General features: G+C 55.9%; 8 protein-coding genes. 5 read left to right on the forward strand and 3 right to left on the reverse strand.

Going from position 1 to position 13,223, the window contains the following annotated elements:
* Positions 1 to 104: 104 nt before the first annotated feature.
* From HNQ92_RS03835 to HNQ92_RS03845, 3 genes are read left to right on the forward strand one after another with little or no spacing between them, the layout of a single operon-like run.
* A complete protein-coding gene (locus tag HNQ92_RS03835; RefSeq protein WP_184171161.1) occupies positions 105 to 3,302 on the forward strand; it encodes a SusC/RagA family TonB-linked outer membrane protein in 3,198 nt (1,065 codons plus the stop codon).
* 49 nt (positions 3,303 to 3,351) lie between these two features.
* The gene (locus HNQ92_RS03840; RefSeq protein WP_184171164.1) at positions 3,352 to 4,998 is read left to right on the forward strand and encodes a SusD/RagB family nutrient-binding outer membrane lipoprotein; all 1,647 of its coding nucleotides are present in this window, start codon (positions 3,352 to 3,354) and stop codon (positions 4,996 to 4,998) included.
* A gap of 45 nt (positions 4,999 to 5,043) precedes the next feature.
* Positions 5,044 to 5,619, forward strand: coding sequence for a hypothetical protein (locus HNQ92_RS03845; RefSeq protein ID WP_184171167.1), 576 nt, complete (start codon positions 5,044 to 5,046; stop codon positions 5,617 to 5,619).
* A gap of 95 nt (positions 5,620 to 5,714) precedes the next feature.
* Here HNQ92_RS03845 and HNQ92_RS03850 read toward each other — a convergent pair whose 3' ends face one another.
* Positions 5,715 to 8,201: a hypothetical protein gene (locus HNQ92_RS03850; protein ID WP_184171170.1), complete on the reverse strand. Its 2,487-nt coding sequence runs from the start codon at positions 8,199 to 8,201 to the stop codon at positions 5,715 to 5,717.
* A 285-nt stretch (positions 8,202 to 8,486) separates the two neighbouring features.
* Here HNQ92_RS03850 and pfkA point away from each other — a divergent pair, with 285 nt between their 5' ends.
* On the forward strand, positions 8,487 to 9,461 hold the full coding sequence (gene pfkA / locus HNQ92_RS03855; protein ID WP_184171173.1) for a 6-phosphofructokinase: 975 nt from the start codon (positions 8,487 to 8,489) through the stop codon (positions 9,459 to 9,461).
* Between the two features lie 24 nt (positions 9,462 to 9,485).
* On the opposite strand, the gene HNQ92_RS03860 is transcribed toward pfkA, so the two are convergent.
* Positions 9,486 to 10,259, reverse strand: coding sequence for a YdcF family protein (locus HNQ92_RS03860; protein WP_184171176.1), 774 nt, complete (start codon positions 10,257 to 10,259; stop codon positions 9,486 to 9,488).
* Positions 10,260 to 10,330: 71 nt separating this feature from the next.
* Between HNQ92_RS03860 and HNQ92_RS03865 the strand changes: the two genes are divergently transcribed.
* A complete protein-coding gene (locus HNQ92_RS03865) occupies positions 10,331 to 11,788 on the forward strand; it encodes a TlpA family protein disulfide reductase (protein ID WP_184171179.1) in 1,458 nt (485 codons plus the stop codon).
* Between the two features lie 286 nt (positions 11,789 to 12,074).
* Here the strand turns inward: HNQ92_RS03865 and HNQ92_RS03870 are convergent, their stop codons facing one another.
* On the reverse strand, positions 12,075 to 13,223 hold the full coding sequence (locus HNQ92_RS03870) for a hypothetical protein (RefSeq protein ID WP_184171182.1): 1,149 nt from the start codon (positions 13,221 to 13,223) through the stop codon (positions 12,075 to 12,077).

The raw sequence follows: 13,223 nt of genomic DNA on the forward strand, positions 1-13,223 counted from the left end.
TATTATTCTGAAAATATTTTAATAATAAACTATTTGAATTGAAATATCAGCTATATACATTTGTAGAACTAGGATAACATTTCTTAACTTAAACTAAATCGTTCATGCTTAAAAATTTACTGGTGAGCACCCTCTGGGTGTGCTCTACCTGGGTGTATACCTATGCCCAGGAAAAACAGGTGACCGGGAAAGTCACGGCGGCCGAAGACGGCAGCCCACTTCCGGGAGTATCGGTGGTAGTGAAGGGTACTACCAACGGTACAAACACCGACTCGGACGGAAGCTACTCCGTCGCGGTTCCTTCTCCCAATGCTATTTTAGTATTTAGTTTTGTAGGTACCTCCACGCAGGAAATCGTGGTCGGTAGCCGCACCGTGCTGGATGTTGCCCTGGCTTCGGATACCCGAAGCTTGCAGGAAATTGTGGTGACTGCCCAGGGGATTGTCCGGGAAAAAAAGGCATTAGGTTACGCCGTCACTTCCCTCGACAGGCGCTCCATCGAAGACCGCCCGCAGGCCGATGTGGGCAGGGTACTTCAGGGCAAAATCGCCGGGGTAAATATTACCTCTACCTCGGGCGTGTCGGGCACGGGTACCAACATCACCATCCGGGGGTACTCCTCCATCACGGGGTCTAACCAGCCTCTCTTTGTGGTGGACGGGGTGCCTTTTAACTCCAACACCAACGCGCGCGGTGGCTTCACCGGGGGCGGGCAGTCGGCGTCGAGCCGTTTTCTGGATTTGGATCCTAACAATATTGAAAACATTAGTGTGCTGAAAGGCCTGGCCGCCACGGTGACTTACGGCGACCAGGGCCGCAACGGGGTGATTCTGGTAACGACCAAAAACGGTAGCAAGAAAGCGCGGGCCACCGAGTACACCCTCACGCAGTCGTATTTTACCAATACGGCCCACCTGCCCCGCTACCAAAATGACTACGTAGGGGGCTTTCAGCAAAACCTGGGGTACTTTTTCAGTAACTGGGGCCCCACGCTGGAAGAGGCCCGCCTTTACCCCTCACAGAATACCAACACGGCCCTTACCACCCATCCCTATGCTTTCCTGAGCGTAGCGGCCACGCGGGACGCCTTTGCTGACTATGTAGCTTCCGTTAGCCCGTATGAGATGCGGGTGTTTCCCAACAACGTACATGATTTTTTCCGAACGGGCCAAATCTCGAATACTTCGCTGAATATCTCGGGAGGTGGTGAAAAAGTAGGGTATAATATTTCGGCGGGCTACAACAAAGAGGGAGGGTACATTCCCAACAATGGCCTGACGAAGATCAACTTCGGACTGGGGCTCAACGCGCAGCTGAGCAAAAAACTCACCGTTATATCTTCCTTCAATTTTGCCAATACTGGCCAATTCTCGCCTCCGCTAAGTGGCGGAACGGGTAACAACGCGCTGGATTTTCCCTCAGTGCTGGCCAATGTAATGTACACCCCCCGGCAGGTTGATTTGATGGGCTGGCCTTATGCCAGTCCGGTGGATGGCAGTACGGTGTATTTCCGCAGCGGCAACGACATCCCTAATCCGCGCTGGGTGCTGGAAAACTACAAAACAGCGGGCGTCGTGAACCGGCTCTTTGCTACCACCACCCTCAACTACGACATCGCCCCCAACCTGGCCCTTATCTATAAGGTAGGGCTGGATACCTACACCGAAAACCAGGAGTATAAATTTAACAAAGGCGGGGTGCAACTGGTCAATGGTTTTTATAATACGTTCGACATCCGGAATACGATCTGGGACAACAGCGCCATTTTATCGTATTCGAAGCCCATCGGCGAGCGGTTTGCGTTGGCGGCTAAGCTGGGAGGAAACCTACGAAACGACGTCAACAAGGGTACCTTCATCACGAGCCAAAACCAGCTGGCGCGGAATCTGTTTCGCCACAACAACTTCATCGATAACGTAGCCAGCGATTTTATGACCGAAGAAACCCGCATGGGGATTTTCGGCGAAGTGACGGCCGATTTTGGCGACTACCTGTTTTTGAACCTGGCTGGACGCAACGACTGGACCTCGACCGTAGAGCCCGAAAACCGCCGGATCTTTTATCCATCCGTCAGTTTATCCTTTGTGCCAACGTCGGCTTTTCCTGTGTTGCAATCTCCCGTTGTCAGCTTTCTGAAGCTTCGGGCGGGGGTAGGTACTTCGGCGGGTTTCCCCAGTCCGTACAGTACCCGTAACGTACTGAACCAAAGCGCCCGGGCCTGGCTTAACGCTTCGGGAGCTACCGTACAAACCCACTCTGTGGACAATACCCTCGGCAACCCCAACCTGAGGCCCGAGCTGCATACCGAATACGAGTTCGGGATGGAAGGAAAGCTATTCAACAGCAGCCTCAGCTTCGATGTAACGGCCTACCGCCGCGATACGCGCAACCTCATTACCCGCTCGCCCCTTGATGCCTCCACGGGCTATACCCAAACGACCATCAACATTGGTAAAATCAGGAACCAGGGCGTGGAGCTAAGCCTAACGGGTACCCCCATTAAAACCAGTGCTTTCAGCTGGGATGTAACGCTGGTGTACTCCCGCAATACGCCCACCGTACTGGATCTGGGAGGTACCTTGCAGGAAGTACAGGTTACGGGTTTTGGCTCGGCACTGGGTAACTACGCCATCGTGGGGCAACCCTTTAACGTGATCAAGGGTACGGGTTTCCGCCGCAACGACCAGGGGCAGTACCTCATCGACGGCGGGGGGTACCTGCAAGCCACCGCAACGCCCGTAATCCTGGGAGATCCTAATCCGGCCTTTACGTCCAGCCTTATCAATGGGCTGAGCTACAAAGGGCTCAGCCTGGACTTTATGCTGTCGTACCGCCACGGTGGGGCCATGTACTCTTCCTCGGCCGGAGCACTCATGGGCCGAGGTATGACCGAAGACACGGGCCTTGAAAAGGGATATGACCGCGCCCAGACGTATGTATTCCCCGGTGTAAAAGCGGACGGCACGCCCAACGACATCCAGATTACAGCTTCAGACGTTGGTTTTAACAACATCTATTTTTTCGGTGACGAAGGGAGGATCTACGACGGCACGACGATTCGCTTGCAGGAGCTCTCCCTGACCTATCAGCTCCCCAAGCAGCTGCTTAGCAAGCTGCCCATTCGCGGGGCTTCGCTGGCTCTCACCGGCAACAACCTCTGGTACAAGGCCCTGTATTTCCCCAGTGGGCTCAATTTCGACACCGATAACCTGGGCCTGGGCGTGGGGAATGGCCTTGGGTTTGAGTTCCTGACCGGCCCGAGCGCCCGTAGGCTCGGAGGTACCCTCAAACTCACTTTCTGATCAACCGGCTGTACCAAACATGTACCTAAAACTTTAAATGAATCAGGCTATGATAAACAAAGTAAAACACTCCTTATGGGCTTTGTTGCTGGTCGTGGTGAGTTCTTGTCAATTAGACTTACTAGACAATCCCAATGCCGTTACTACCAGCAATACGGATATAAACTACCTGCTTAATCAAATTGAGCTAAGTTATGCGGGTCACTTTAATCAACTGAGCGATCCCGGAATGCGCCTCACGCGCATGCTCAACCAGGGGGCGGCCATTTACGACAACGCCGTTTCGCCCGGTGGCTTTGACGGGGCCTGGAATACCGCCTACGCCGGTATTTTGACCGACGTCAAAACGCTGATCCCGCTGGCGGAGGCCAATGAATTGTTTGTACACGTGGGGATTGCGCGCACGATCCGGGCCTCGGTGCTAGCCAATCTGGTCGACGCCTTCGGCGATGTACCCTATACCGAAGCCATTGACCCGAGCAACTTCAACCCTAAAGTAGATGGTGGTGCGAGCCTTTATACCACGGCCCTGGCCGAGCTGGACCAGGCCATCCAAAACTTCGCTGCCCGCGCTCGGGCTGGTGCTCCCAACGACCTGTTCTTTGGGGGAAATGTTGATAGCTGGACGCGCGTAGCCAATACGCTTAAGCTGAAAATGCTACTCAACCGGCGATTGGTGGATAAGGCGGGCGCGCTGTCGGGCATCAACGCGCTGATTGCGGGTAACAAGCTGATCAGTACTTCGGCCCAGAACTTTGCGTTCAAGTACGGGTCTAACCTCACCAACCCCGACACGCGTCACCCACGCTATGCCGGACAGTACTCACCCACCGGCGGCGGCGATTACCAATCCAACTCTTACATGGGTACTTTGTACTCCTCCAAGGGCTTCCCAGACCCCCGCATTCGCTTCTATTTTTACCGCCAGACCGTCGTCAACACCTCCGACGTGAACGCGCTACGCTGTGTTAACAACCAGAAACCCACGCACTACTCCGAGGCCGACTACTACTGCCTGCCGACCGGCGTAGGGTACTGGGGCCGCGACCACCTCAGCAACGAGGGTATTCCGCCGGATGGCTTGCTGCGGACGGCCTGGGGCTTGTACCCCGCCGGAGGCTTGTTCGACAACGACGCCGGGCGGCCCGTATCGCTGGGCGCCGGTGCGGGCGGCGCGGGTATTCACCCCATCATGATGCGCTCGTTTGTGGACTTCATGCTGGCCGAAGCGGCGCTGACGCTGGGTACTTCGGGCACTCCGCGCGCGCTGTTGCAGTCGGCCATCGAAAAATCCATGGCCGACGTGCGAGCCCTGGCGCTGGGAACGACGGAAAGTGGGAAAATAACGGCCTTCGAGGCCGATAAGGGAATGGTGTGGGCCAATGAAGTAAATAAGTACCTCACTAAAGTACTAGCCGACTACGACGCGGCTACCACCGACGACCAGCGGATGAATATCATCGGTACGGAGTACTGGCTGGCGCTGCATGGCAACGGGATTGAAGGCTACAACCTCTACCGCCGCACCGGAAAGCCCGCCAACCAGCAGCCAGCCCTGGAGCCTAGTCCGGGGGGCTATGCGCGCTCGTATTACTACCCGACCTCGTTCGTCACCCGCAATGCCAACGCCGTGCAGAAGCCTAATGTCACCCAGCCCGTGTTCTGGGACAACAACCCGGCGGGCTTTGTCAAGTAGTGCTGTTATTAGTCGAACATTGATTCTAAAAATGAGGATTCTATTATGAAAAATACAAAAAACTACCTGGTGTTTCTGGGGTTGGCGGTGCTTTCTCTGGCTTGTAAAACCGACATGGTGGACCGCATCGATGAATTTAATCTGGAGCAGGGAGGGTACGTCCGAACGGTAACGCCCTACCCCGTAGTAGCGTCTACGTTCAGTGTGAGTAAAGCCAACATGAGCGGTACTAAGATGGAGCTTGTGGCCGAAGCCGTCACACCCAACAAAGGAGCTTTATTTGCCTCTTACGATTTATCCATCCGGTTTGTGGACGCCACCCCCGCCAACGGCACCAAAACCACCAGTGTGGTACCGTTGAAATCCATCGCCGCTTCGGCTTTCGCCAAAGACGCCCAGACCGGCTATCCACGCGCCACGCTTGCCGTGACCGGCAAAGAGGCCCTGGATGCGGTGAAACTTAGCGACGCCGACATCTCTTCCGGCGACCGCTTCGAGCTCACCGCCGTGATGCGCCTCACCGACGGCCGATCGTTCTCGGTGGTCAATACGGGGGTGAATATCACGGGAGGCGCTTTCTACAGCTCGCCGTTCTTTTACCGGATCAACATCCTCAATTAAGGCATTCTATTTTTTTGGAATCGGGCCCGATTAGTCCGTGAGTATGTACCAGAAACCTGCGGGGAGCTTTCCCGCAGGTTTTTTTGAAAGGTACTTTACGCTTCTTTTTTACTTTCCACAAAAACGGCTCCCGCCAGCAATAGCACCAGCAATATGGAGCTGACGAGATCCACCACACGCCCGGTACTGACCGAAACCGGCTCAAAGCGGAAGCTGATGGTGTGCGGCCCGGCAGGTACCCGCAGAGCCCGCAGCACGTAGTTGGCGCGCAGGAGCTGGGCGGGCTGGCCGTCGATGGTGACCTTCCACTCGTCGCGTACATTGTAGTAAATCTCCGAGAATACGGCCAGTTGCTCGCTGCTGGCGTTGCTTTGGTACGTCAGTTCGTTGGGTTTGTAGCTGGTCAGCTGAATGCTATTGGCCGAATCGGCCCGTGGTGTAAGACCTTGCAGCGTGCTGGCGAAGCGCTGGTCCACCACGGCCGTGCGCGCCGGGTTGAGGGTATCCAGGGCTTTCATTTCGGCGTTGGCGTCGGGCACCAGCACGTAGTTGCTCACAAACCAGGCGTGGCCCAGGGCGTCGGGATTGGGCTGGGCTACGGGGGTACCCTGCTGGTCGGCGGTCAGGATGTACTTGGTGTTGAGCATGTTCAACATGCCTGGGTTGGAGTTCTGCTTCGCGATCTGGTTTTCAAAGAGCTCCTGGTAGCGGCGAAGCTTGGCCCCGTGGTACCCGCCGATGGACTTGTGGTAGTAGGACGCTTCGGAGTTATTGAAGGTATTGCGCGTTACGTCAAGTACCCTAAAGTTCGGGTCAGGGTCGCGCAGGATTTGCTCGTCGGCCGGAGAAGGGGAACGGCGCGCCTCGGCCGCCTGCTTGCTCACGAAGTCGTCGTTGTTGAGGTACCTTTTGCTGACGCCAAAGGCATCCAGCGTAATGAGCGCCAGCAGAACGGGATACACGAGTGCTGTTTTTATTTTTTCTTTTACCCAAAACCAGATCAGTCCTGCCGCCAGCAAAATAAGAATAGCGCTCCGAAACGCGTCGCTTCGCAGCATCCGGGCGCGGTCCTGGGTGATGGCCCGCATGATGTCCTCGGCGAAGGCGCGGTTTTGGGTACTTTGGGTAAGGCTGTCGACAAACTGCGCGTCAGAAGCCGAGCGGAAGCTCATAAAAACCGTGGGCATGAGCGCCAGCAGCAGGCAAAGCCCGGCCGTTAGGCCCAGGCTGATGGCCAGCGGGCGGGCCAGTTCGGCGTAGGTGATTTTCTTTTGCGAGAGGTCGCGGAGGGTAAGTACCGCCAGGAATACCAGCAGGAGCTGCACCAGGTTCAGGACCATCGTTACTGCCCTAAACTTGTTGAACATCGGGAAGTAGTCGAAGAAGAGGTAGTTGACACCGGCCAGGTTGCTACCCCAGGCCCACACCACGTACAGCAGCGTGATGCCCAGTACCCACCATTTCAGGTGGCTCCGAACCACGAAGAGCCCCAGCACAAACAGAAAAAAGATGATGGCCCCGGCGTAGGCGGGGCCGCCGGTACTATACTGGGTACCCCAGTACAGCGGCAGCGCCTGTACAAAGTTGCGGGCATTCATGGCGTCGACGCCGCGGGTTACCAGTACCTTGTACGTTTCGGATTTGTCGTCGAGGGCACCCTGCGACGGCCCTCCGTACAGGTTGGGGATGAGCAACGTGAAGGTTTCAAAAATACCGTAGCTGTACTGAAACGCGTACTCCTTACCCAGGCCGTCTTGCTCGGGGGCGTCTTTTTCCGGGCGGGTACTTGACGCTAAGTTTAGCTCGGATTTTCCCCGGATGGTTTCTTTGGTATAGTCGTAGGCGTTCCAGAGGCGGGTCGTGTGGGTACCTAAAGCCACCACGGCGGCCAGGGCGAGTCCGCCCAGCGTCAGGGCCAGCCGCCGGGTTTGTCCTTGCTTCAACAAAGGAATACTCTCAAGTACCACCAGCACCACAATGCCAATGCCCAGGTAGTAGGTAATCTGGATGTGGTTGGCGTAAAGCTCCAGGGAAAAAAACAGGGCCGTCAGGGCCGTGCCGGTGAGCCAGTGCTTCCGGAAGGCAACGATAATCCCTGCCAGTACCCCCGGTGCGTAGCCCAGGGCCAAAATTTTGGATACGTGCCCGGCCTCCAGGCTGGTAATAAGGTACGAAGCAAACGTATACGCCACCGCCCCCAGCGCCGCCAGCCAGGCGTTGGCCCCCAGCACTACAAACAGCAGGTAGGTACATACCAGGCAGAGCAAAAAATAGTTGGCCGGAGCCGGAAGCAGCGCGTTGATGCCTTGCCCCAGCTTGGTAGAAAGGCTGGTGGGGTAGTCGGCTACGACCATGTAAGCGGGCATGCCGCCAAACATGCTGTTGGTCCAGGCCGACCATTCTCCGGTTTTTTCTTTGTATTCCAGTACTTCGCGGGCGGCACTTTTAGCTTGAACGTCATCGTACTGGTTGAGGCGTTTGCCGTTCAGAACCGGCGAGGCGTACATAAGCGCCAATACTACAAATCCCACCACGGCTAGCAGGTGGGGCCTCAGGCGTGGCCACGAAATCAGGTTTTTCATGCAGATTGATAATTCGGATGTTTACGCTTACCCACCGTTTTTTTAAAGGTACTTAGGGGGCCGGGTAGGTTAAATTTTAATGAACTGTCACAAATATAGGAGGATTGCCGTATTTTTGGGGTAATTAATATTGGCTTCTTAAGAAGGTATCTCAACTAAAAAACGGGAACTATTCGCCTATTTTTTAAAAATACCCGATAAATTTGCGGCTATTGTGTCAAATTGACGAATATCCTGACGCACATCTTATTTTTTAGTGAAGTATAACCTCACAATCAATCTTACATGAAAAGAATTGCTGTATTTACCTCTGGTGGAGACGCCCCCGGAATGAACGCTTGCATCAGAGCGGTGGTAAGAGGCGCGGTATACCACGGGATTGAAGTTTTTGGAATACGGAAAGGCTATAACGGCATGATTGCCGGCGATATATTTCAAATGTCCTCTCACTCGGTCAGTAATATTGTCCAGCGGGGCGGTACCATCCTCAAATCGGCGCGGAGTAAGGAATTCATGACGGCCGAAGGGCGTCAGAAGGCCTACGACCAGCTACAGGCACACGGCATTGAAGGCCTGGTGGCCATCGGGGGAAATGGTACCTTCACGGGAGCCATGATTTTTAACAACGAATACGGTGTCCCCACCGTAGGCGCCCCCGGTACCATCGACAACGACCTCTACGGTACCGACTACACCATTGGCTTCGATACCGCCGTGAATACCGCCCTGGACGCCGTGGACCGCATCCGGGATACCGCCAGCTCGCACGACCGCATCTTTTTTATTGAGGTAATGGGACGCGACTCGGGCTACATCGCCATTCAGTCGGGCATTGCCGGTGGAGCTGAGCTGGTGATGGTACCCGAGGTACTTACGCCCTTGTCGGAGGTCGTCGAAACGCTGAAGCAGGGCTGGAGCCGTTCCAAATCGTCGTCCATCATTGTGGTAGCCGAGGGCGAAGAGGAAGGCAACGCCACCGAAATCGCCGAGCGGATCAAAGCCCAGGTAGATGGCGACGTGGACATCCGGGTAACGACCCTGGGCCACACGCAGCGCGGCGGCGCCCCCACGGCCTACGACCGCATCCTGGCCAGCCGCCTGGGGCTGGGCGCGCTAGAGGGCCTCATTGCCGGACAAAAGAACGTGATGGCCGGGATCATCAACAACGAGCTCGTCTATACGCCTTTTGAAGATACCATCCGCCTGCCCAAGCCCATCAACGAGGACTTGCTGCGGATGGTGAAGATTCTGAGTATCTAAGGTACCTTTAGGTACTTGCTACCACTAGCAGTACCCTACCAATTTATAAACTACGAAGCCAATCCACTCGTGCCAAAGCAGCTCAGCGTAGCCAAATACGCGGGCTTCGGGCACGAGTAGCTGCTTGACGCTGGGGCTAAAGGCGCCGCCGTAAAAATCGGCGGGGAAGGTACCTACGTCGAGGCCCGCCTTCTGGAAACAACCCACCGAGCGGCGCATATGAAACGCCGAGGTGATGAGCAGGTAGCGCCCGCCCGGAAATTGGTCCCTTAGAATAGCCGCCGAAAACAGCGCGTTCTCCCGCGTATTGCGTGACTTCAGCTCCACGATAATATCTTCGTGAGGTACCCCCCACTGCGTCAGCAGCGCTGAGGCCTGCTGGCCGTCGGAGAGGTTGCGGGCCACGACCGGTGCCGCGTCGGTACCGCTGATCAGGATCTTCCGGATCTTCCCCGCCTTGTAGAGCAGGTAGGCCTGCAGGAAGCGGTCGGCGTGGTCGCCCAGGCCGGGGTGGTCGGCGTCCAGGCTGGGTACCGAGATCATCCCGCCCGTCAAAACTACCCCCACGTCGTAGGTTTGGGGTACCTCTTGTAGGTTCACGGGCGCGTATTCCCAGGCGCGGTAGGCCCAGTTGACCAGGTACGAATTGGAGAGCAGATACAGCAGTAGAATCGCCGCCAGCACGGCCCGGCGCCGGTAGGTACGGTGGCGCGTCAGCAGAGCGAAGATCAGGAGAAGGAATACGATGCTAAGCGGCAACACCAGGAAATCCAGCGCTTTGGACAGAAAGAAGAACATTTGGGTACGATGCTGGTTAGTTGTGTCGTTTTGAGGTTAAATTTGTCGAAGAAATCCATAAAAGCAAAAATATGAAGAAAGCGTGTATCGGCTTACTCCTCCTGTTATCGCTCACGAGCCGGGCTTCGGCCCAGGGGTACCGCATCGAGGCGACCCTCAAAGGCCTGAAAGACACTACCTGTATTTTGGGGCACTACCTGTACAGCAACCAGCAGTTTGTGGCCAAAGACACCGCCCGCGTCGACGCCCAGGGCCGTATGGTGTTTGAAGGTACCTCCGAGCTACCCGGCGGGCTTTACCTCATCCTGCCGCCGGGCCAGCGCCGCTTCGTAGAGCTGATCTACTCGGGCCAGGAGCCGCGCTTTTCGCTGGAAACCGACACCGCTTCTATCGTGAAAAGCATGGTGGTAAAGGGGTCCAAGGAAAACGAGCTGTACTATACTTTCCAGCAAGAAGTCAATAAGATCATAGCCGAGCTAGAGGCGCTCTTGCTAGAGAAAAAGACCCGCACCGACCCCGCCAGCCAGGAGCTGATCAATAAAAAAATGGCCGACCACCAAAAGCAGCTTACCGACTACCACCGCCGCTGGGTCACCGAGCACGAAGGTACCTTTGCCGCCAGCTTGGTGAAGGCCTCGCTGGACCCGGAAATTCCGCCCGCGCCGAAGCTCGCCAATGGCAAAACCGACTCGACCTGGGTATTTGACTACTACAAGGGCCATTTCTGGGACAACTTCGATTTTGCCGACGCCCGGCTGCTGCGCACGCCTTTCGTGCAGGCCAAGCTCGACCGCTACATCAAAGGGCTGGTGGTGCAGTCGGCGGATTCGCTCACCAAAGAGGCCGACTACCTGGTGGCGCGCGCCGCGGCCAACCGCGACATGAAGACGTACTTTATCTACTACATCACGGGCCAGTACGAAGACGCCAAGGTAGTGGGTACGGAGAGTGTGTTTGTTCACATGGCCGAAAAGTACTACCTGACCGGCCAGATGGAAATCTCCGAAGACGGAAAAAAACGCATCGCGGAGCGGGTCGCTACCATGAAGCCGCTCCTGGTAAATAAAATCATCCCGAACCTGACGGTGGCCGATACGCTGCGCCGCCCCATCAACCTGCACGACATCAGGGCCGAGTACACGGTACTGTTCTTTTATTCACCTACCTGCGGGCACTGCAAGGAAGCCGCCCCCATGCTGAAGGCGTTTTACGACGCCAACAAGGCGAGCGGCGTGAAAGTACTGGCCATCGCCACGGAGCACCCCGAGGAGTGGGCCAAGTACATCAAAACCTATAAGCTGGGCGAGCTCATGCACGGCTACGATTTCGCCTCGCGCATCGACTACCGCCGCCAGTTCGACGTTTTCTCTACGCCTACGATCTACGTGCTCGATAAGGACAAGCGCATCGTGGCCCGCCGGATGCCCATCGAGCAGCTCGACGATTTTTATAATTTTTACCGGAAAAGCCACCCGGCCGCCGCCCCCAAGAAAAGCGTCCCGAATCAGGCGGCTAAAACCGGGAAATAACCCCCGAGGTACCTTATATTCCTTTGTGAGCTGTTTTGCGAAGTACCTTTTTAACATGAACGAACAGCGTGCCGTATGGCCACTTACGGTACTTCATGTCACGTAGTATCAATTGCAAAATCGCAGGTAGGTACTTTTATGGAATAAAGGTACCTACTACTGTTTTTAGGCTTCCCGAAGGGAGAAAATGACCCCAGCGGGGTCGCACCTCTTATTTATTTCGATCAAGAATGAAAAAGGGGTACTTGGCTAGGAAATCTTTCCAGCCAGGTACCCCCTCTGCCCATTAATACTTGGCGTAGAACGTCCGGAAGCGGCTCGTCAGGCGGTCGTAGATGGGTTTGCTAAACTCAACGAAGAGCTGCTGGGGTGGGGGCGGCAGCAGCTCCTTGGAGTTGCACATCCGCTTTTGCTCGGCGGTGAGGGCACGCTCGTCGCCGTTGAAACTACCCCACTGGCAAAACCAGTTGTAGTCGCCCTGGAATTTTTCCTGGTTTACTACTTTTTTTGTTTCAAAATCCCGGATTTGCATATCCAGCAGGCCGCTGGAGTGGACGGTTTTGCGGCTTTGGGTGAGCTTGGCCGTTACTTTGTTGTACACAGGTACCTTTTTGCCGTTCACGGTGGTTTCGCCCACCTTCACGCTGTCTTTGCTGGTCACGACCTCCGTCTTGGCTTCGACCAGCGTTTGGCCCACCACGAAGTCGTCAAATTGCAGCGTGATCACGTGGTCGGGACGTACCTTAAGGTTCGTTGCTTCCTCGGGCGTATAAAAGTGCACAAACTTGTTCAGGCGGCGGTTGGTTTGCAAAAACTCGCTGATGCGGTTCTGGAAGTACTCGTTGCTGAGCTGGTAGGCCCGCGACGTAACCAGTACCTGCTCTACCACTACCTTGAAGGAGCCTTCTTCGTAGGCCTGGTCGAGCTGCCGGGTCACGTCCCGGAAGCCAGGAACGAGGTTTTGGGCCCGCTCGAACTGCTCGAAGGCCCGGCGGGCGTTGTCGCGCCCGCCCGTGGAGAGCAGCTGCTGCCCGCTGGCGTAGCGCTCTTCGGCGGCGTTTTGGCGAGCCGTTTTTTCTTCTTCATGAAAGCCCTGGGCCTTGACCATGCGGAGGCAGGCGGGGCAGCTACGTAGGGCGTCGTACATGCGGTTGAGGCCGGTGTAGGCTTCGGCGATGGGCTCCCAGTGGAAAGGATCGGAGCTGTTCTGAAAGCGGGCAATGTCTTCCTGAGCCTGCTGCACGGCCAGTGGGTAGGCTTCTTTCAGGATTTCTTCGGATGATGCGTGGCGGGCGTTGTCGCGGAGCTTGTCAACGGCCCGCAGCACCGACTCTTCGTAATCGCCCCGGCGCAGGGATTTCTTGGCCGATTTACAGCTTTCAAAGGCCATTAAAATAGCCAGGCAAAGCAAAAGGGAATTAAATGAACGTTTCAT

The organism is Rhabdobacter roseus (genome assembly GCF_014202275.1).
GTDB lineage: Bacteria > Bacteroidota > Bacteroidia > Cytophagales > Spirosomataceae > Rhabdobacter > Rhabdobacter roseus.